General features: G+C 64.2%; 19 protein-coding genes. 11 read left to right on the top strand and 8 right to left on the bottom strand.

Annotation, left to right across the window (positions count from 1 at the left end):
- Positions 1-32: 32 nt before the first annotated feature.
- Positions 33-896 (bottom strand): GNAT family N-acetyltransferase, encoded by an 864-nt coding sequence (locus IF10I1_RS04250; RefSeq protein ID WP_186391306.1) that lies wholly within the window; start codon positions 894-896, stop codon positions 33-35.
- A gap of 73 nt (positions 897-969) precedes the next feature.
- Complete coding sequence (locus tag IF10I1_RS04255) at positions 970-2,013, bottom strand: LacI family DNA-binding transcriptional regulator (RefSeq protein WP_244293684.1); 1,044 nt, start codon at positions 2,011-2,013, stop codon at positions 970-972.
- 125 nt (positions 2,014-2,138) lie between these two features.
- Here IF10I1_RS04255 and IF10I1_RS04260 point away from each other — a divergent pair, with 125 nt between their 5' ends.
- The 4 genes from IF10I1_RS04260 (at position 2,139) to IF10I1_RS04275 (ending at position 5,369) form a co-directional block, all read left to right on the top strand.
- Positions 2,139-2,630: a TRAP transporter small permease gene (locus IF10I1_RS04260; protein ID WP_050474788.1), complete on the top strand. Its 492-nt coding sequence runs from the start codon at positions 2,139-2,141 to the stop codon at positions 2,628-2,630.
- Positions 2,627-3,907, top strand: a complete 1,281-nt coding sequence (locus IF10I1_RS04265; RefSeq protein ID WP_186391308.1) for a TRAP transporter large permease subunit — start codon at positions 2,627-2,629, stop codon at positions 3,905-3,907. The genes IF10I1_RS04260 and IF10I1_RS04265 overlap by 4 nt, the downstream gene beginning before the upstream one ends.
- 43 nt (positions 3,908-3,950) lie before the next feature.
- Entirely contained in the window at positions 3,951-4,928 is a 978-nt protein-coding gene (locus IF10I1_RS04270) for a DctP family TRAP transporter solute-binding subunit (protein WP_050474786.1), read from the top strand.
- Positions 4,929-5,141: 213 nt separating this feature from the next.
- On the top strand, positions 5,142-5,369 hold the full coding sequence (locus tag IF10I1_RS04275) for a hypothetical protein (RefSeq protein WP_186424371.1): 228 nt from the start codon (positions 5,142-5,144) through the stop codon (positions 5,367-5,369).
- Positions 5,370-5,683: 314 nt separating this feature from the next.
- Here IF10I1_RS04275 and IF10I1_RS04280 read toward each other — a convergent pair whose 3' ends face one another.
- From IF10I1_RS04280 to IF10I1_RS04300, 5 genes are all read right to left on the bottom strand, one after another.
- The gene (locus IF10I1_RS04280) at positions 5,684-6,700 is read right to left on the bottom strand and encodes a LacI family DNA-binding transcriptional regulator (RefSeq protein ID WP_186415609.1); all 1,017 of its coding nucleotides are present in this window, start codon (positions 6,698-6,700) and stop codon (positions 5,684-5,686) included.
- A gap of 66 nt (positions 6,701-6,766) precedes the next feature.
- Entirely contained in the window at positions 6,767-7,105 is a 339-nt protein-coding gene (locus IF10I1_RS04285) for a hypothetical protein (protein ID WP_055454226.1), read from the bottom strand.
- Positions 7,102-7,989, bottom strand: coding sequence for an NAD(P)-dependent oxidoreductase (locus tag IF10I1_RS04290; protein WP_186391310.1), 888 nt, complete (start codon positions 7,987-7,989; stop codon positions 7,102-7,104). The genes IF10I1_RS04285 and IF10I1_RS04290 overlap by 4 nt, the downstream gene beginning before the upstream one ends.
- Positions 7,986-8,492 (bottom strand): gluconokinase, encoded by a 507-nt coding sequence (locus IF10I1_RS04295; protein WP_186391311.1) that lies wholly within the window; start codon positions 8,490-8,492, stop codon positions 7,986-7,988. The genes IF10I1_RS04290 and IF10I1_RS04295 overlap by 4 nt, the downstream gene beginning before the upstream one ends.
- Positions 8,492-9,247, bottom strand: coding sequence for an SDR family oxidoreductase (locus IF10I1_RS04300; RefSeq protein ID WP_058899086.1), 756 nt, complete (start codon positions 9,245-9,247; stop codon positions 8,492-8,494). The genes IF10I1_RS04295 and IF10I1_RS04300 overlap by 1 nt, the downstream gene beginning before the upstream one ends.
- Before the next feature lie 100 nt (positions 9,248-9,347).
- Between IF10I1_RS04300 and IF10I1_RS04305 the strand changes: the two genes are divergently transcribed.
- The 4 genes from IF10I1_RS04305 to gndA all read left to right on the top strand — a co-directional run bounded on the left by IF10I1_RS04305 (position 9,348) and on the right by gndA (position 13,811).
- Entirely contained in the window at positions 9,348-10,295 is a 948-nt protein-coding gene (locus tag IF10I1_RS04305; protein WP_186391312.1) for a 2-hydroxyacid dehydrogenase, read from the top strand.
- An 11-nt stretch (positions 10,296-10,306) separates the two neighbouring features.
- Positions 10,307-11,338 (top strand): L-idonate 5-dehydrogenase, encoded by a 1,032-nt coding sequence (locus IF10I1_RS04310; RefSeq protein ID WP_186391313.1) that lies wholly within the window; start codon positions 10,307-10,309, stop codon positions 11,336-11,338.
- Positions 11,339-11,517: 179 nt separating this feature from the next.
- The gene (locus IF10I1_RS04315; RefSeq protein WP_094463311.1) at positions 11,518-12,408 is read left to right on the top strand and encodes an SMP-30/gluconolactonase/LRE family protein; all 891 of its coding nucleotides are present in this window, start codon (positions 11,518-11,520) and stop codon (positions 12,406-12,408) included.
- On the top strand, positions 12,399-13,811 hold the full coding sequence (gene gndA, locus IF10I1_RS04320) for an NADP-dependent phosphogluconate dehydrogenase (protein ID WP_371328660.1): 1,413 nt from the start codon (positions 12,399-12,401) through the stop codon (positions 13,809-13,811). The genes IF10I1_RS04315 and gndA overlap by 10 nt, the downstream gene beginning before the upstream one ends.
- Before the next feature lie 337 nt (positions 13,812-14,148).
- Here gndA and IF10I1_RS04325 read toward each other — a convergent pair whose 3' ends face one another.
- A complete protein-coding gene (locus IF10I1_RS04325; protein ID WP_186391314.1) occupies positions 14,149-15,156 on the bottom strand; it encodes a LacI family DNA-binding transcriptional regulator in 1,008 nt (335 codons plus the stop codon).
- 143 nt (positions 15,157-15,299) lie between these two features.
- Here IF10I1_RS04325 and IF10I1_RS04330 point away from each other — a divergent pair, with 143 nt between their 5' ends.
- From IF10I1_RS04330 to IF10I1_RS04340, 3 genes are read left to right on the top strand one after another with little or no spacing between them, the layout of a single operon-like run.
- Positions 15,300-16,793, top strand: a complete 1,494-nt coding sequence (locus IF10I1_RS04330; RefSeq protein WP_186391315.1) for a sugar ABC transporter ATP-binding protein — start codon at positions 15,300-15,302, stop codon at positions 16,791-16,793.
- An 8-nt stretch (positions 16,794-16,801) separates the two neighbouring features.
- Complete coding sequence (locus tag IF10I1_RS04335) at positions 16,802-17,824, top strand: ABC transporter permease (protein WP_186391316.1); 1,023 nt, start codon at positions 16,802-16,804, stop codon at positions 17,822-17,824.
- Positions 17,825-17,860: 36 nt separating this feature from the next.
- Positions 17,861-18,952 (top strand): substrate-binding domain-containing protein, encoded by a 1,092-nt coding sequence (locus IF10I1_RS04340; RefSeq protein ID WP_058900689.1) that lies wholly within the window; start codon positions 17,861-17,863, stop codon positions 18,950-18,952.
- The last annotated feature ends 146 nt before the right edge of the window (positions 18,953-19,098 follow it).

The following is a 19,098-nucleotide window of genomic DNA, read 5'->3' on the forward strand; positions in this document are numbered from 1 at the left end:
AGGCCGGGCCAGTCCGCATCTCTCAGTCTGCATCATCCCAAGGCGTGATTGACAAGGCCGAATGTGGTGACCGGACCGCATTCAGGCACGTTGCCCAGGGTCATGGTCGTCACCGTATCGAAAACGCCAAGTCCGGCTTCCTGCAGGAAACGGCGCAGCGGACCGTCTTCAGCTCTCGTGTCCATGCGCAGGAACACACCCTGATGAGCTGCCACATGCGGACGGATGAGGGCAATCGCATCCTCTTCCGTTTCTGCGACAACGGGCCCGATCACACGCCCGCGGCCAAACTCCCGGCTCAACGCAAAACCGGCCACCTTGCCTTCGCGCAGGATGACCGTGCCCTCGGAAAGCTCGAAGAGCCGCTCGAACACCTGACTGCGGTCTGCGCCATAGGCACTGGCATCAAGAGCAACGATCTCCGAAGCATGCTCCGGGAGCATCGGCACCGCGGTTTCAGGCCCATCAGGCAGTTTTACCGCCATGCCCTGATGCTGATAGACGGTCGCCCGGGGAATGAAGCCCAGCGACAGATAGAGCCGGTAGGCTGCCTTGGTGGCATTGAGCACCTTGCCCCGGTCCGCCGTATCCGCCAGCACGTGCTGCATCAGCCAGGCCCCCGCCCCATGCTCCTGCAGGCGCGGTGACGTGATGACCATGCCGATGGTTGCAAGCTCAGGACCAATGGGAAACCACATGGCCGAGCCCAGCACGCGGCCGATCTCGTCGCGGGCGACATAGCCATGGCCGAGGCCGATGGCGAGTTCCCAGTCCTTCGGACGGTGCGGCCAGTTGACGCCAATCGACAGCTCATGCAACCGGGGAATATCATCCGGCAGCATGTCCGTGCGGGTCACCTCGTAGGTGTCGAGCGTCTTGGTCAGACCGGCCTGCACGCGCTTGCTCCCTCAAGTTGCGGTCTGGACGAGTCTAACAGCTGACGGCGGAATTTCGTGCCATTTCCGGGTGTTATGAAGCAGATTCTGCCACAGCCCGTTCTCTGCCCCAGTCTGGCAACAGCGGACGCGTGGTGTTGCCCTCGATAATGCGCAATCCGATCTCCTGACCCGGACCGGGTGCACTCCTGCGGCAAAGCTGGAGGAGGCAGCAGGCCGCATCGCGCCCAAGCTGCAGGCGCGGCAGATCCAGCGTGGTCAGCCGCGTGCGGATGGAAAAGGCATGCGCGGTGCCGTTGAAGCCGATGACCGACACCTGCCCCGGCACATCGATCCCCGCCTCGAAGAGATAGCGCAGGCCGCCTGCCGCCATCGCATCATTGAGGAAGTGGATCCCTTCCACATCCGGCACGCTTCCCAGCAGCTGCTGGACCAGCAGGTTGCCGCTTTCCACCTGCCGCGGCAAAGTGCCGCCATCCAGAACGGTCAGGCGTGCACCGACGGCCGACACCTCCGCCGCAAATCCCTTGAAGCGCTCGCGGGCGCATAGATCGGCCTCCAGCTGCGAGCCGACATAGGCAAGGCGCCGGAGGCCCGCATCCAGCAGCCGCCGTGCCGCCATGCGCCCAGCCCCGGCGTGATCAACCCCCACCGCCGCATCAAGACCGGCATTGCGCTGATCCCACATCTGCACCGCCGGCACCTGCCGCCGCTCCAGCAGAACCCGCGCCTTTTCCGTGCGCAGGATCCCGCCCGACACCAGCAATCCTGCGGGCTTCAGCGACAGCATGGTCCGCAGCAGGCTCTCTTCCAGCTCGGGGTCGAAGAAGGTCTCGCCAATGAAGGTCTGCAGCCCCTCCGGCCGCAGCACCCCGTGAATGCCGCCCAGAACCTCCGCATAGACATGATCGCTGATCGAGGGGATGAGAACCGCCACAAGCTTGCTGGTGCGTGAGCTGAGCGCACCGGCAAGCGAGTTGGGCACATAGCCCAGTTCGTCGGCCAGCTGCTTGATTCGCGCCCGTGTCCCGGCACTCAGCCGCCCGGTATCCCGGAGCGCCTTCGACACGGTCATCGGGCTGACCCCTGCCCGCACCGCCAGATCGGCAATGGTCACGGGACGCTCTTCCGGAAGAGCTTGACGCTCAAATTTGTTATCGATATCATCCATGGTGGGTTAACGATAACCCAAACGCACAGCCCGTGCAATTTGAAGCATTCCAACTTCTGGGAGGAGGACGGATGCACAGCATAATCCGCCTCATCTGGCGCTCGATCGATCTCATCATGGCGGCGCTTCTGACCGCGATGATTGCCATCGTCTTTGCCAATGTCGTCCTGCGCTATGGTTTCTCCTCCGGCATCCGCGTTTCGGTGGAACTCTCGCGCCTGTGGTTCGTCTGGGTGGTCATGCTCGGTGCTGCCGTCACCCTGCGCCGGGGCGAGCATCTGGCATTGGCTGAATTCGCCGAAGCTGCCTTCCCGAAATACATCGGCCTCCTGCGCCGCGCCTGCTGGCTGGTGATCCTCGTCACCGTGCTGATGCTGTTCTGGGGCTGCATGAAGCAGGCCATGATGAACATGGCCAACATCTCGCCGCTGACAGGCCTGCCCTCAGGCCTCTTCTATCTGGCGGGCGTCGTGTCCTCGGTGCTCATGACGGCCATTGCGGTGGTCCGCATCATCAATCCTGACAGCGTGAAGCAAGTCCTTGCGGAGGATGGCGCGGAATGACCCTCATTCTCTTTCTGACCGTTCTGATCGGCGCAATCCTGCTTGGCCTGCCGGTTGCCTTTGCCCTGCTGCTCGCCTCCATGGCCTTGATGCTGCAGATGGATATGCTCAGCACCGACATTCTGGCGCAGAACCTCATCAACGGCGTCGACAACTTCCCGCTGCTGGCCATCCCCTTCTTCCTGGTTGCCGGTGAAGTCATGTCGCGCGGCGGATTGTCCACGCGCATCGTGCGTCTCGCCTCCTCGCTCGTCGGCCACCGCAAGGGCGGGCTTGGCTATGTGGCGATCATGACGTCCATCGTGCTCGCGGGCCTGTCCGGCTCGGCCGTGGCCGATGCAGCCGCGCTCGTCTCGATCCTTTATCCGATGATGCGCGACGGCAATTATCCCGAAGGCCGCAGCCTTGGCCTGCTGGCCGCCGGCGGCATCATCGCGCCGATCATCCCGCCCTCGTTGCCGCTGATCCTGCTGGGCGTTGCGGGCAATATCTCCATCGCCAAGCTGTTCCTGGCCGGTATCGCACCCGGTCTGATGATGGGCCTGACGCTGGTGCTGGTCTGGAGCTTCATGATCCGCAAGGAAAACCTGGAAGTCCTGCCCAAGGCCTCGGGAGCGGAGCGCTGGAAGGCCTTGAAGGAAGGCATCTGGGCGCTGCTTTTGCCTGTCATCATCATCGGCGGCATCCGCACCGGCGCCTTCACGGCGACGGAAGCGGCGGTGGTTGCGGCGGTCTATGCGATCCTCGTCTCCACGCTTGTCTACCGCGAGCTGACATTCCGCGACTTCCTGCAGGTTCTGATCAGCGCGGGCCGCTCCACGGCCATGGTGATGTTCCTGGTTGGCGCCGCCATGGTCGCCGCCTGGCTCATCACGGTTGCCCAACTGCCGCAGCAGCTCGCGGCCCTGCTGCAGCCACTGATCAACAGCCCGCGCCTGCTGATGCTGGTCATCATGCTGATCGTGCTGGCAGTAGGCATGGTCATGGATCTTTCACCAACAGTTCTGATTCTCGTGCCGCTGTTCATGCCCGTTATCAAAATGGCAGGGATCGATCCCGTGTACTTCGGGCTCATGTTCATCATGAACTGCTCCATCGGCCTCATCACCCCGCCGGTCGGAACTGTTCTGAACGTCATCTGCGGCGTGGGCCGCGTCCCGATGAGCCGCGCCGTCAAGGGCGTCTGGCCTTTCGTGATCGCCTACGCCCTTCTGCTCGGCCTGTTCATCCTGGTGCCCGAGCTGATCACCGTTCCGGCCCGTTTCATGGGCGGATAACCGTTACCCTGGCTCAATGCCATCATTCTGGGAGGAGTACAGCATGAAGAAAGTCCTGAAAGCCCTTGGCCTTGCCACGGCCCTGACCCTTGCCGCCGTCAGCGCACAGGCACAGACCACGCTGAAGCTGGCGCATGCCGCGCCGGAAACCGATCTGCAGCAGAACCTTTCCGTGTTCTTCAAGGAACAGGTCGAGGCCCGCACCAACGGTTCGGTCAAGGTCAACATTTTCCCGCAAGGCCAGCTTGGCAATGATGCGGCCATGATCGACGGCACCCGTTCGGGCATCATCGACATCGCCATGTCGGGCCTCAACAACTTCACCGGCCTCGTCAAGGAAGCCGGCGTGGTCGAGCTGCCCTTCATGTTCCCGAACCGCGAAATCGCCTACAAGGTTTTGGATGGTGAAATCGGCCAGGGCATCGCCGCCAAGTTCGAGCCGCTGGGCATGAAGGTGCTCGGCTTCCCGGAAAACGGCTACCGCAACATGACCAACAGCCGCGGCCCGATCAAGACCCCGGCTGACCTTGCGGGCCTGCGCATGCGAGTCAACAACTCCAAGGCTCTGAACGACATGTTCACCCTGCTGAGCGCAAACCCGCAGCAGCTGCCGGTGGCCGAACTCTACACCGCGCTGGAAACCGGCGTTGTGGACGCCCAGGACCATCCGATCGGCATCGTTCTGTCCTTCAAGTTCTATGAAGTGCAGAAGTACCTGTCGATCACCCAGCACGCCTACTCCAACCTGGCCCTCGTCATGAACAATGACAAGTTCAACAGCCTCACCGCTGACGAGCAGAAGGTCATCACCGAAGTGGCTGCCGAAGCCGTCGCCATGCAGCGCAAGCTGGCCCAGGAAAAGGAAGCGGCAATGATCGCCGAACTGACCTCTGCCGGCATGACCGTCAACAGCGACATTGACGCCGCCGCCTTCCAGGAAATCGTCCGCCCGGTGTGGGACAATTTCATTGCCGAGAACGGCGACACCCTCGTCAACGCCATCGTCGCCCTGCAGAAGTAATCCGCAGCGCATGAGTGTTCAGAAGGGCGGTCCGGCAACGGGCCGCCCTTTTGTATTCGGCGGGAAGCCCTGAACTCATCTGTTTTCGTCCTGCCATGGCTCGACCATGGCATCCATGCCGCTCCCCATCCGCACGGCACAGCCTCGAAACCCCGCACCGTCATACAGCCCAATCTCATGCACAACGCGCTGCGACGAAAGGGAAGGGATGCCATGATCAAGTCATGGCATGACGGAGTGTGGGGCGGGCGCGAGGGCACAAAAGAAGAAAACCCCTTAAAATCAAAACCTTTCGTCATGCCATGGCTCGACCATGGCATCCACGCCGCTCCCCATCCGCACGGCACAGCCTCGAAACCCCGCACCGTCACTAAGACCCAATCACACGCCTACACCGCTGAGACGAAAGGGGATGGATGCCATGATCAAGTCATGGCATGACGGAGGATGGAGCGGGCGCAACAGGAAAAAGCAGAAACCCCATTAAAATCAAAACCTTTCGTCATGCCATGGCTCGACCATGGCATCCATGCCGTTCCCCATCCGCACGGCACAGCCTCGAAACCCCGCACCGTCATACAGCCCAATCTCATGCACAACGTGCTGAGACGAAAGGGAATGGATGCCATGATCAAGTCATGGCATGACGGAGGATGGGGCCGGCGCAGGGGCACAAAAGAAGAAAACCCATTAAAATCAGAAACATCGCTACACCATCATCACCCCATGACGGAGCGTGGGATCACCCCAATGCCTCAGACGCTGCTGCCGCGGATCTGCAGGACGGGGGCGATGGCGATGGTCTGACGGGAGATGGTCTTGCCGCCGAGAGCCTCGATGATGATGCCTGCCGCCCGCTCGCCGATCTGGCGCGGATGCGGGTTGATCGTGGTCAGCGAGGGCACGGAGATGCCGGCAATCTCGTAGTCACCAAAGCCTGCGATGGAAATGCGCTCCGGCACCGGCACGCCCCGGCGCTGGCACTCGGTCAGTGCACCGAAGGCCGAAAGATCGGACACGCAGATGACGGCTTCCGTATCGGGCATATCTTCCAGCAGGCGGCCCATGGCATTGGCCCCTTCCCGCATGGAAATGGGCGGCACACCGGCGGCAATCAGCCGGCCTGTGTCCAGTCCGTAAGCCTTCATGGCCGAGATGAACCCGTTGCGGCGGTCGGTGCCGCGTGTGTCGCGGTCCGCACCCCCGCCGATGAAGGCGATCTTGCGCAGGCCGCGTGCGACGAAGTGATCGACCATTGCCCGTACCGCAGCTTCGTTGGAGAAGCCGACCACATGGCCGATGGGTGCGCGGGGCAGATCCCAGGTCTCGATGACGGGAATGGCGGCATTTTCCAAGAGCTTGCGGGCACGCGGCGTGTGCCTGCCGCCGGTGACGACAATGGCCTCGGGCCTGCGCTGCAGCAGCTGCTCGATCAGCTGCTCTTCCGCGTGAATGTCGTAATTGGTGTAGCCCAAAAGGATCTGGAGGCCATGATCCTTCAACGTGTCGGAGAGGCCGCCGACCGTTTCGGCAAAGTTGGCATTGTTCAGCGAGGGAATGCTGACGGCGACGAAGCCCGTGCGCTGCGAGCGCAGGTTGGAGGCCGTGCTGTCGAAGACATACCCCAGCTCCTCGGCCGCCTGATGGATCGCCGTGCGCGTTGCCTCCGAGACCGAACTGCCGTCCTTGAAGGCCCGGCTGACGGTCATGGGTGAGACGCCCGCGACGCGGGCGACATCAGCCATGGTGGGCGGTTTGCGGGTCTGACGCATCAGGGGCCGTGGAGCTGGGGTTACAGTTACCTTCCGGAGTATCCGAAGGGCAGTCCGGCTGGCAAGTCAGCCAGCCAGAACGTGGTCGTGTGCCGTGGTGATGTGGTGATGGATGCGGCCCGTGAAGAAGCGCTCCAGCACGGACTCGGTCGCAGCACGCGCCTCGGCCCGGATCGGGCTGGCAAGAGCGGCATCAACCGTGGCAAGGTCCGGATAGCTGATGGCGAGGATCATCGGATATTCCGGAGCGCCCTCGTCGCGGCTTTCAGCGAATGTGACACGCACGGCCAGCGCGCCCGGGAAACCCTTCCACTTCGGCAGGATTTCGGACAGAACGGCCTCACGGAAGGCTGCGTCCTGGCCTTCATGAACCTTGCCCTCGAACAGGGCGTAACGGGTGATCATTCAAAGTTCTCCTGTTTGGGCCCCTTGAAAAACTCCATCAAGGCGGCCTGATCTTCGCCGCCAAGGCCCGCTGCGGTCAGCATGCGGTGCACCTCGGCGCAAATGGCGGTCAGCGGCATGGCGGTGTGGGTCAGGCGGGCGAGATCCTGCGCGCCGTTGAGGTCCTTCACCATGTTGTCGATGCGCCCCGTGCGGCGGTAATCGCGCGCGGCAAAGCGGGGCATGTATTCCTGCAGGATGGCGCTGTCGGCGCGCCCGCCCTTGAGCGCCTGCGGAATGCGGGTCACTTCCACACCGGCCGCTTCCGCCAGCGCGGTGGCTTCGGCGACGGCCAGGAAGCCAAGGCCGCAGAGCACCTGATTGATCAGCTTGGTGGTCTGGCCTGCCCCTGCAGGGCCCATATGGGTCTGGTTGCTGGCAACGCCGGAAAGCACCTCTTGGGCTTCGCTCACGTCGGCCTCTGCCCCGCCCTGCATCAGGGTGAGCTGGCCGATGGCCGCCTTCGGAATACCGCCGGACAGCGGGCTATCCACCCAGCGCAGGCCCTTTTCAGCCGCATCCGCAGCAAGCTGGCGAGTGGCTTCCGGATCGATCGACGACATGTCGATGATCAGCGCGCCCGCTGCAGCCCCTTCCGCCACGCCGCCAGCGCCGAAAACGGCGGCACGGACGATGCGCGGAGCATTGAGGCTGAGGATGACGGCCTTGGCGCCAGAGGCAGCTTCCGCGGCACTGGCAGAGGCCACAGCGCCCTTGGCCACGAGCACATCCACCTTGGCGGTGTCCAGATCGAACACCTTCAGCGGCGTGCCGGTTTCAACGAGGCGGGCGCCGATGGCACCGCCCATGGCGCCTGCGCCAATCAGCGCAACATGTCCAGTCATGCCTTGATCTCCTCCAGATTCAGCCCCTTGACGATGCCATCCACCAGCGCATCGAGCGGCTGGCTGATGTCGGCGGTCAGCGCGCCCTCGTCCGGCTGCGGCAGTTCCAGCGCCGCAAACTGGCTGTCCAGCAGCGACAGGGGCATGTAGTGCCCCGTGCGCTGCGCCATGCGCCCGGCGATGAGATCGCGCGAGCCGGCCAGATGCACGAAGGTCACCGGCCCGCCGGCCAGCGCCCGGATGCGGTCGCGGTAAACCCGCTTCAACGCCGAGCAGCCGATGATGAGCGGTGCCTTGTCCGCCAGTTCCCGGCCCACCTCATCGAGCCAGGGCCAGCGGTCCTCGTCGGTCAGGGGAATGCCTGCGCGCATCTTCTCGACGTTCTCCGCCGGATGCAGGTCGTCACCGTCCCGGTAGGCAATGCCGGTGCGGGCGCTGATGGCCTCGCCCACGCTCGACTTGCCGCACCCGGCAACGCCCATGAGAATGATGCGGGTGCTCATCACAGCGAGGCCGTGATGCCGCCGTCAACGAACAGCACGTGGCCGTTGACGAAGGAAGCTGCTTCCGAGGACAGGAACACGCAGGCGCCAACCAGTTCCTCGACCTTGCCCCAGCGGCCTGCGGGCGTGCGCTTTTCCAGCCATGCAGAGAAGGCCGGATCGGCCACCAGCGCGGCGTTGAGCGGCGTGTCGAAATAGCCCGGCGCGATGGCGTTGCAGTTGATGCCATACTTGGCCCAGTCGGTGGCCATGCCCTTGGTCAGGTTGCCGACAGCGCCCTTGGTGGCGGTGTAGGGGGCGATGGACGGGCGGGCGAGCGCGGTCTGCACGCTGGCGATGTTGATGATCTTGCCCTTGCCGCGCTTGATCATGTGGCGGGCAACGGCCTGACCGACATGGAAGACGCTGGCAATGTTGGTCTGCAGCAGGCGCTCGAAGGCATCTGCGGGGAAGTCTTCCAGCGGGGCGCGGTGCTGCATGCCGGCGTTGTTCACAAGAATGTCGATGGCGCCATTCTTCGCCTCGAAGGCATCGACGGCAGCGCGGACACCTTCGTGATCCGTCACGTCAAAGGCGAGGGTTTCCGCACCCGGAATCTGGGCCGCAGCTTCGGCCAGACGCGCCGCATCCCGGCCATTCAGGACCACCTGCGCACCGGCCGCAGCAAGCCCCTTGGCAAGCGCAAGACCGATACCCTGCGAGGAACCGGTTACCAGTGCACGGCGTCCGGTCAGGTCAAATAGCTGAAGGCTCACTCTCTTCCCCTTTGTCAGAAAACCACTCGACAAGTTCGTCTGACCCTGTTTATGTTATCGATAACATTTGATGTCAAGCACGAAGCTTACGGAGACAAGAATGAGCAAGCCCCACCTCCTCCAGGTTGGACCCTACCCGGAGTGGGACCAGATCCCCCTTGATGAAGCCTTCACCGTGCACCGCTATTTCGAGGCGGCGGACAAGGCGGCTTTCCTTGCTGAAGTGGGCCTGCAGATCCGCGGCATCGCCACACGCGGCGAGTTGGGCGCCAATGCGGACATGATCGCAGCCTGCCCTAACCTGGAAGTCATCAGCGTCTATGGCGTCGGCTATGATGCGGTGGATCTGAACGCTGCCAAGGCCCGCGGCATCCGCGTGACCAACACGCCCGACGTACTGACCAATGACGTGGCCGACCTTGGCGTCGCCATGATGCTGGTGCAGTCGCGCGGCATGATCGGCGCGGAAACCTGGGTCAAGGACGGCTCCTGGGCTGCCAAGGGGCTCTATCCGCTGAAGCGCCGCGTCTGGGGTCGCAAGGCCGGCGTGCTGGGCCTTGGCCGCATCGGCTACGAGGTGGCCAAGCGCCTTGCCGGCTTTGACATGGAGATCGCCTACTCGGACGTGTCCGCCAAGGATTACGCCTCGCAGTGGGAGTTCATTCAGGACCCGGTCGCACTGGCTGCCCGTTCCGATTTCCTGTTCGTCACCCTCGCCGCATCGGCTGCCACGCGGCACATCGTCGGCCCGAAGGTGATCGAGGCTCTTGGGCCGGAAGGCATGCTGATCAACATCAGCCGCGCCTCCAACATTGACGAAGAGGCGCTTCTCAATGCACTGGAGAGCGGCAAGCTCGGTTCTGCCGCGCTTGACGTGTTCGAAGGCGAGCCGAAGCTCAACCCGCGCTTCCTCAAGCTCGACAACGTGCTGCTTCAGCCGCACCATGCCTCGGGCACTATCGAGACCCGCAAGGCGATGGGCCAGCTGCTGCGCGACAACCTGACCGCCCATTTCGCCGGCAAGCCCCTGCCGACGCCGGTTCTGTAAGGATCACACACATGCGTGCCATCGTCATTCACGCCGCCAAGGATCTTCGCGTCGAAGAGCGCCCGGAGGAAACTCCGGGCGAAGGCCAGCTGCGCCTGCGCCTTGCCACCGGCGGCGTCTGCGGCTCGGACCTGCACTACTACAACCACGGCGGCTTCGGCACCGTGCGCCTGCGCGAACCGATGATTCTCGGTCACGAAGTCTCCGCCTATGTGGAGAGCGTCGGTCCCGGCGTCACCGGTTACACCGAAGGCCAGCTTGTGGCCGTGTCCCCGTCCCGCCCCTGCCGCGCTTGCAAGTACTGCCTTGAGGGCCTGCCGAACCAGTGCCTCAACATGCGCTTCTACGGCTCGGCCATGCCCTTCCCCCACATTCAGGGCGCCTTCCGCGAAGTGCTGGTGGCTGACCAGTTCCAGTGCGTCGATGCAACCGGCCTGACCCCGGGCGAAGCTGCCATGGCTGAGCCGCTGGCCGTGACCCTGCACGCCACCCGCCGTGCGGGCGACATGCTGGGCAAGCGCGTGCTGGTGACCGGCTGCGGCCCCATCGGCATCCTGTCGATTCTCGCCGCCCGCCGCTCGGGCGCGCAGGAAATCGTGGCGACGGACCTCTCTGACTTCACGCTGGCGCTGGCCCGCAAGGTGGGTGCCGACCGCACCATCAACATGGCGAGCGAACCGGATGCGCTGGCCGCCTACAACGCCGGCAAGGGCTATTTCGACGTGCTCTACGAGTGCTCGGGCGCGGCCCCTGCGCTGGCTGGCGGCATCGCGGCCCTGCGCCCGCGTGGCATCATCCTGCAGCTTGGCCTTGGCGGCGACATGAGCGTGCCGATGATGGCCATCACGGCCAAGGAACTGGATCTGCGCGGCTCGTTCCGCTTCCATCCGGAATTCGCCGTGGGCGTCAGCCTGATGCAGAACGGCCTCATCGATGTGAAGCCGCTGATCACCCACACGGTCGGCCTCGACAAGGCAGAAGAAGCCTTCCTGCTGGCCTCCGACCGCAGCCAGGCCATGAAGGCACAGATCGCCTTTTCCTGACGGGTTCTCCATCCAGCTGCCGCGCCCGGCACCCCACCGGCCCGCAAGGGCCGCCGGGCGCGGTCTCATCTCAACTCAGAACCGCCTCGTCGCGTAAACGCCTTTCTCGCCCACGCCTCAGGTGGTAACGCTACCTGCAATCAGGCCGGACCAACGGCCCGCAGGGACAGGGAGGTTTCATGTCGTTTTTCGAGGTCATTGACCCGGTTTTCCAGACCTACGTCCTCGGCAATGCGCCGGTGAAGCGGATCGCCACCGGCTTTGACTGGGTGGAAGGCCCGGTCTGGTTCGGCGATGCCGGGCACCTGCTCTTCTCCGACATTCCCAACAACCGCATCATGCGCTGGACGCCGGACGGGGTGACCACCTACCGCGCGCCCTCCAACTATGCCAATGGCCACACCCGTGACCGGCAGGGGCGGCTGATCTCCTGCGAACACGGCACGCGCCGCGTCACCCGCACCGAATGGGACGGCTCGATTACCGTGATCGCCGGCCAGTTCGAGGGCAAGCGCCTGAATTCTCCCAATGATGTCATCGTCTCGCGCGATGGCGCCATCTGGTTCTCCGATCCCCATTACGGGATCATGACCGATTACGAAGGCTTCAAGTCCGAGCAGGAACTGCCCTGCGCGGTCTACCGGGTTGACCCCGACGGCACCATTGACAAAGTGATCGATGATATGGCCTGTCCCAACGGACTGGCATTCAGCCCGGATGAGAGCCTGCTCTATGTTGCCGATACCGGCCGCATGTTCGGTAGCGATCCCCAGCACATCCGGGCCTATGTCATGAAAAACGGCAGACCCAGCGAGGGGCGTGTGTTCCACACGATCCAGCCAGGCTGTGCCGATGGATTCCGGGTGGACGAGGACGGCAATCTGTGGTCCTCGGCTGCCGATGGCGTCCACTGCATCGCCCCGGAGGGCCACCTCATGGGCAAGATCCTTGTGCCGGAACTGGTGTCCAACCTCTGTTTCGGCGGCAGGGCGAAACATCAGCTCTTCATCACGGCGACGACCAGCGTCTACTCCGTGATCCTGAACCGGAAAGGACTACAATGGCCATGACTTCGGCAGAGATCGGGCTCATCGGACTTGGCACGATGGGTGCCGCACTGGCGCTGAACATCGCCGAAAAAGGCTTTCGCATTGCCGTGTGGAACCGCACCACGGACGTGACCCGCCGCTTCCATGCGGAAGCCGGCGATCTGGCCGCAAACGTGGTTCCCACCGAAAGCCTGAAGGATCTGGTGGCGGCCATCAAGCCGCCGCGCGCCATCATCCTCATGGTCCCGGCCGGCAAGGCCGTGGATGACCAGATCGAGGCTCTGGCTCCGCTGCTCGGCAAGGATGATCTGATCATCGACGCGGGCAACGCCAACTTCCACGATACCAACCGCCGCGCTGCCGCAGACCTTGGTGTCCGCTTCATGGGCATCGGCGTGTCCGGCGGCGAGGAAGGGGCGCGTCACGGCCCCTCGATCATGGCTGGTGGCAACCCGGCTGATTTCGAGCGGGTGAAGCCGGTTCTCACCGCCATTGCCGCCCGCCACGGTGACACGCCCTGCGCCACCTGGATGGGCGAAGCAGGCGCGGGCCACTTCGTCAAGGCCGTGCACAACGGCATCGAATATGCCGACATGCAGATGATCGCCGAAGTCTACGGCATCATGCGCGACGGCATGGGCCTTGGCGCCGCCGATGCAGCCGCCATCTTCCAGAAGTGGAACGAAGGCACCCTGCGCTCCTATCTGGTGGAAATCTCCGGCGCCGTCGCCGCCGCCACCGATCCTCTGACCGGCCAGCCGATGCTGGACGTCATTCTGGATGCTGCCGGGCAGAAGGGCACGGGCCGCTGGACCGTCATCGAAGCCCAGCATCTGGGCGCTCCGGTGCCGGTGATCGAGGCCGCCGTGATGGCGCGCAACGTCTCGTCCCGCGTGGACGAGCGCAAGGCCGGTGAAGCGCTCTATGGCGCGGCCCCGCAGAAGCTCGCCGACGCGCCTTCCGCTGACGAGCTGGAGCAGGCGCTCATCGCAGGCAAGATCCTGTGCTATGCGCAGGGCTTCACCATGATGACCGCAGCCTCAGCCACCTTCGGCTGGAACCTGCCGCTGCCGAACATCGCCCGCGTGTGGCGAGCCGGCTGCATCATCCGCTCGGACATGCTGAACGACATGGCCAGTGCCCTGACGGAAGACGCAACGCGCAACCTGATCATGGCGCCGGACTTTGCCCGCCGCATCGAGGCAGCGCTCCCGGCCCTGCGCAAGATCGTCGCCCTCGGCGCGCTCAACGGCCTGCCGGTTCCGGCTCTGGCCTCGGGCCTTGCCTGGTTCGACCTGATGCGCACGGCACGCGGCACCGCCAACATGATCCAGGCCCAGCGCGACTTCTTCGGCGCCCACGGCTTCGACCGCCTCGACGGCAAGGACGCCCACCACGGCCCCTGGGGCCTCTCGGCGTCCTGACGGCAAAACTGAGCACTGCCCCTCCTTCAGGGGATGGGGCAGTGTTTGACTGAGACTCCAGAAAGGGGCAGACGCAAAGCCCCGCCCCACATTCCGCGCCGTCCCGGACGACGCGAAGCGGAGATCCGGGAACCACTTGCTTGCAGAGCGGCGAGACTGGAACGCGGCAAAGAGGCGTGCGCAGGGCCAGTGACTGCCGCCCCGAGTGAGACAACAGCACCTCTCTGCAAACGAGTAGCCCCCGGCTCGCGCTGCGCTTGGCCGGGGTGACTCAGTGCCTGTTCGCAACGCAGTGCCCAGCGGCTGAGGCACTCACAAAGCTGAAGCAGAAGCCCCCCTACGCCGTCTCCCCCGGAACCAGCCGCGTCGGGACAACGGTGATATCCTGCCCCGGTTCGCCGCGCAGGCGGGCGACGAGGGCTTCGGCGGCGGATTTGCCGATGGCGGTGGCGGGAACAACCGTGGTCGTCAGGCGGCGCGGCAGGACGGAGGCTGCTTCCATGCCGCCCCAGCCGGCAATGCCCAGATCCTCCGGCACGCGAATGCCCCGCGCCTCGCAATAGGCAAGGCCGCCGATGGCCATTTCGTCATTGTGAAAATAGACCGCATCAAGATCCGGCTGACGCGCGAGCAGGGTTTCGAGCCCGTAGAAGCCCCGGTAGAAGCCGGGGTTGTCGATGAGAATTTCCTTTGCCGCCAGCGGATGGCCGCCTGCCGACAGTGCCGCCTCGAAGCCATCGAGCCGGGCCGAGCTGATCACATCCGAAAGCCCCAGCGCCCCGACATAACCAACCTTGCGCCGCCCCCGCCGCAGCAGGAACTGGCCCATTTCCATGCCGCAATCGAAATGGGAAAAGCCGACCGCCATGTCGACGGGGCTTGTCGTCAGCTCCCACACCTCCACCACCGGCATGGCGGACTGGCGCAGCAGCTCGACGGTGCCAGGCGTGTGCAGGCTGCCGGAGAGGATGACGCCGGCCGGCCGCCAGCTCACCACCTGCCGCACCCAATCCTCTTCCTGCTCCACCGCATGATTGCTGGCCCCGATCATCAGCTGATAGCCGAGCCGCGACAGGGCGCGGTCCACCCCGTCGAGCACCTGACCAAAGAGGCTTGAACTCAGGCGCGGCACGCACATGCCGACCAGTGTCGACGCCTGATCCGAGCCGAAAGCAGCCGCCAGACGGTTGGGCACATAGCCAAGCGTCTCCGCCGCGGCGAGAACCTTCCCGCGCGTTTCCTCGGAGAATCCGCTGCCGCCGCGCAGGACGCGGCTTACCGTCATCTTCGACACCCCCGCCACGCGGGCGATGTCATCCATATTGGCCTTGTTCCGCCGGTCCATCATGCTTCCAGACTGCCGCATATGCAGAATATGTTATCGATAACTTTGCGCTTGACAACCCATCTGAGCCGATACACGCTACATAACGTTACCGGTAACTCAGCCGCAAGAGCCGAGACGGAGACATGGGAGGAGACACCGGTATGCAACCGGCTAATGATGGTCTGTTTTTTGACCGTATCGTCAAGTCATTTGGCGGCACGCAGGCCCTGCGCGGGGTTTCGCTGAAAGTCGAGCGGGGAGAAATCCTTGCACTTCTGGGCGAAAACGGCGCGGGCAAGTCAACCCTGATCAAGGTTCTGTCCGGCACCCACAAGGCCGACACCGGGACGGTGTCGATCGATGGCGTGCCCTATCATCACGAAGCGGGCAAGGGCGGCCATCAGAAGGTCGCCTTCATCCACCAGGACCTCGGCCTCATCGAATGGATGAGCGTGGCCGAGAACATCGCCCTGGCGCTCGGCTATGTGCGCAAGCGCGGCCGGATCGACTGGAGCGCGACGGAGGTCATGGCCACCGAAGCGCTGAAGCTGGTGGACGCGGATTTTCCGGCCACCGCCCGCGTTGCCAATCTGACGCGCACGCAGAAGTCCCTCGTCGCCATTGCCCGCGCGCTGGCTGCCGATTGCGACTTTCTGGTTCTGGACGAGCCCACTGCCAGCCTTCCGGCTGACGAGGTGGAGCGGCTTTTCAACGCGCTGCGCCCGCTGAAGTCCCGTGGCGTCGGCATGATCTACGTCAGCCACCGGCTGGACGAGATCTTCCGCATTGCCGACCGTGTGGCCGTGTTGCGCGACGGACAGATGGCAGGCCTGCGCGCCATCGGCCACACGACACCGGAAGAGCTGGTGAGCCTGATCGTCGGCCGCAAGACCCGTGAGATCAGCCGTCCGGATGTGCAGGAAGGCCCGGCCATTCTCTCCGTCCGCTCCCTGCTCACCCGGCAGGTGGGGCCTGTCGATTTCGAACTGCGGCGCGGCGAGCTGCTGGGCCTTGCGGGCCTGCGCGGTGCGGGCCATGAGGATATCGGCCGTGCGCTCTTCGGCGTCATGCCGCATTCCGGCACCGTGGTGCTGGAGGGGCGCACGCCGGATCTGACCTCGCCGATCACCGCCATGGCTTCGGGCATCGGCCTTGTCGCCCGCGACCGGGTGGCGGAAAGCGTCGCCACGGGCCTGACCATCCGCGAGAACGCCTATGTCAATCCGGCGGCGACCGGACGGGGCATGCTGTCGCTGATGAGCCCGCGCAAGGAAGAGGACATGGCGGCGGAAATCGGCCGCCGGGTCGGTCTTTCGCCCAATGACCCGGCGCTGCCCATCGAGGCGCTGTCGGGCGGCAACCAGCAGAAGGTCATCGTCGGCCGGTGGCTGGACAGCGGCCGACGGCTGCTGATCACCGAAGATCCGACTGCCGGTGTCGATGTCGGCGCTAAGGCGGAGATCTATCACCTGCTTTACGAAGCTCTCGCCAGCGGCATGGGCGTGCTCGTGGTCTCCACCGACTTCGAGGAAATCGCCAACATCTGCCACCGCGCCATCGTCTTCTCCCGCGGCCAGGCGGTCGCGGAGCTGAGCGGTGTCGAACTGTCCACTGAATCCCTGATCCAGGCCGCATCGGCCGGTGAAGCTGCCTGAGGCCCCTCATGCCCTCCATCGAATCCAACGCCATCGAACCGACCAAGGATGAACTGCAGGGGCTTTCCCTGATGGGCCGGGCCCTGCGCCTTGCGCCCACCTATGGCCTCGTCATCCTCATGTTCGGCCTCATCATCCTGTTCTCGATCCTCTTGCCGAATACCTTCCCGACCATGCTGAACCTGCGGTCGATCCTGTCGGACAAGGCGATCATTGCGCTGCTGTCGCTGGCGGCCATGATCCCCATGGTGGCGGGACGCATCGACCTGACGGTCGGCTACGGCATCGTGCTGTGGCATATCCTCGCCATCTCGCTGCAGACGGTCTACGGCCTGCCCTGGCCGGTGGCCATCGGCATCGTGCTGGTGCTGGGCATTGCCACGGGCATTCTCAACGGCATCCTCGTCGAGGTTGCCCGCATCGACAGCTTCATTGCAACCCTCGGCACGGGCACCATCCTCTATGCTCTCGCCCTGTGGCACACGGGCGGGCGGCAGATGGTCGGCCAGCTGCCGGATGCCTTCTATGCCATCAACGGCACCTTCATCTTCGGCCTGCCCATCACCGCCTTCTATGTGCTGGCCATCACGCTGGTGATGTGGGTGGTGCTCGAATACACGCCCGTCGGCCGCTACCTCTATGCCATCGGCGCCAACCAGCGCTCGGCCGAACTCAACGGCATTCCGACGCGCAAGTTCGTGATCGGCGCCTTCCTCACCTCCGGCCTGATGACGGCTCTGGCGGGCGTCCTGCTCGCCTCCAAGCTGCGCATCGGCCAGGCCTCGGTGGGTCTTGAATTCCTGCTGCCCGCCCTCGTCGGCGCCTTCCTGGGCTCCACGACGATCAAGCCGGGCCGCGTCAATGTCTGGGGCACCATTGCCGGCGTGACGATCCTCGCTGCAGGCATCTCCGGCATCCAGCAGTTTGGCGGAAGCTTCTGGGTCGAGCCGCTGTTCAACGGCACCACCCTGCTCATCGCCATTGGCATCGCGGGCTATGCCCAGCGCAAGAAAGGCGCAAAGTCCCGCTGACCCTTGATGACACTCAGCAACCGGGAGGAAAACGACATGCTGAAACGTCTCTTGACTGTAACCATCCTGCTGGCCGGCACCACGCTGGCAGCCCATGCAGACGCCGTCTCCGACGCCATGGCGGACGTGCAGAAATATGCCGGCCAGAAGACCACCTGGGACGGCCCCACCTCCGGCCCGAAGGCCGCAGAGGGCAAGACCATTGTGGTTCTGGCCGCAGACATGAAGAACGGCGGCGTCCTCGGCGTCACCAAGGGCATCCAGGAAGCCGTGTTCATGATCGGCTGGAACGTGAACGTGCTCGACGGCGCTGGCTCCATCCAGAGCCGCGCCGCCGCCTTCGGCCAGGCCCTTGCCCTCAAGCCGGATGGCATCATCATCAACGGCTTTGATGCGGTGGAACAGCAGGCAGCCCTCGATCAGGCCAAGGCTGCGGGCATCCCCATGGTCAGCTGGCACGCCAGCCCGGTCATCGGCCCGGATCCGGAAAACGGCATCTTCGCCAATGTCTCCACCGACGCCATGGAAGTGTCGGCGGCTGCGGCCAAGTGGGCCTATGCAGATGCCGGCGGCAAGCCGGGTGTGGTGATCTTCACCGACTCCACCTATGCCATCGCCATCGCCAAGGCCGACAAGATCAAGGAAACGATCGAAGAGCTCGGCGGCACCGTGCTGGAATATGTCGACACGCCGATTGCCGACACCTCCAGCCGCATGCCGACGCTGACCACCGCCCTGCTGCAGAAATACGGTGCAAGCTGGACCCACGCGCTGGCGATCAATGACATCTACTTCGACTTCATGGGCCCGAGCCTTGCCGCAGCCGGCATCCCCGGCGATGGCGCCCCGAAGGCCGTTGCGGCCGGTGACGGATCGGAAAGCGCCTACCAGCGCATCCGCTCCAGCCAGTATCAGGCCGTCACCGTGGCCGAGCCGCTGAACCTGCAGGGCTGGCAGCTGGTGGACGAACTGAACCGCGCCATGAACGGCGCCGAATGGTCCGGCTACACCTCGCCGCTGCATGTGGTGACGAAGGACAACATCTCCTTCGACGGCGGCGACCGGAACATCTTTGACCCGGGCAATGGCTACCGCGAGGAATACGGCAAGATCTGGGGCAAGCAGTAAACCTCTGGAGGCCTTTGGCTTCTAACGTGAAAGGCGCCGGTGGGGTCCGCTCCACCGGCGCCGTTGTTTTTGCTGCGCACAAATTTTCAGGGCTGACGCCTTGCGCCCCAAGATCGTTATGTTATGTCGTAACGCAATTCAAACCC

Source organism: Pannonibacter sp. I15F10I1, from assembly GCF_900185665.1.
Classification (GTDB): domain Bacteria; phylum Pseudomonadota; class Alphaproteobacteria; order Rhizobiales; family Stappiaceae; genus Pannonibacter; species Pannonibacter indicus.

Bases quoted from the DNA above. Each gene is read 5' to 3' on its own strand.
- IF10I1_RS04260 (WP_050474788.1), top strand. From the start codon at position 2,139: ATGCACAGCATAATCCGCCTCATCTGGCGCTCGATCGATCTCATCATG.
- IF10I1_RS04270 (WP_050474786.1), top strand. From the start codon at position 3,951: ATGAAGAAAGTCCTGAAAGCCCTTGGCCTTGCCACGGCCCTGACCCTT.
- IF10I1_RS04275 (WP_186424371.1), top strand. From the start codon at position 5,142: ATGATCAAGTCATGGCATGACGGAGTGTGGGGCGGGCGCGAGGGCACA.
- gndA (WP_371328660.1), top strand. From the start codon at position 12,399: ATGGCCATGACTTCGGCAGAGATCGGGCTCATCGGACTTGGCACGATG.
- IF10I1_RS04265 (WP_186391308.1), top strand. From the start codon at position 2,627: ATGACCCTCATTCTCTTTCTGACCGTTCTGATCGGCGCAATCCTGCTT.
- IF10I1_RS04305 (WP_186391312.1), top strand. From the start codon at position 9,348: ATGAGCAAGCCCCACCTCCTCCAGGTTGGACCCTACCCGGAGTGGGAC.
- IF10I1_RS04290 (WP_186391310.1), bottom strand. From the start codon at position 7,989: ATGACTGGACATGTTGCGCTGATTGGCGCAGGCGCCATGGGCGGTGCC.
- IF10I1_RS04280 (WP_186415609.1), bottom strand. From the start codon at position 6,700: ATGCGTCAGACCCGCAAACCGCCCACCATGGCTGATGTCGCCCGCGTC.
- IF10I1_RS04285 (WP_055454226.1), bottom strand. From the start codon at position 7,105: ATGATCACCCGTTACGCCCTGTTCGAGGGCAAGGTTCATGAAGGCCAG.
- IF10I1_RS04315 (WP_094463311.1), top strand. From the start codon at position 11,518: ATGTCGTTTTTCGAGGTCATTGACCCGGTTTTCCAGACCTACGTCCTC.
- IF10I1_RS04335 (WP_186391316.1), top strand. From the start codon at position 16,802: ATGCCCTCCATCGAATCCAACGCCATCGAACCGACCAAGGATGAACTG.
- IF10I1_RS04340 (WP_058900689.1), top strand. From the start codon at position 17,861: ATGCTGAAACGTCTCTTGACTGTAACCATCCTGCTGGCCGGCACCACG.
- IF10I1_RS04310 (WP_186391313.1), top strand. From the start codon at position 10,307: ATGCGTGCCATCGTCATTCACGCCGCCAAGGATCTTCGCGTCGAAGAG.
- IF10I1_RS04295 (WP_186391311.1), bottom strand. From the start codon at position 8,492: ATGAGCACCCGCATCATTCTCATGGGCGTTGCCGGGTGCGGCAAGTCG.
- IF10I1_RS04325 (WP_186391314.1), bottom strand. From the start codon at position 15,156: ATGGACCGGCGGAACAAGGCCAATATGGATGACATCGCCCGCGTGGCG.
- IF10I1_RS04330 (WP_186391315.1), top strand. From the start codon at position 15,300: ATGCAACCGGCTAATGATGGTCTGTTTTTTGACCGTATCGTCAAGTCA.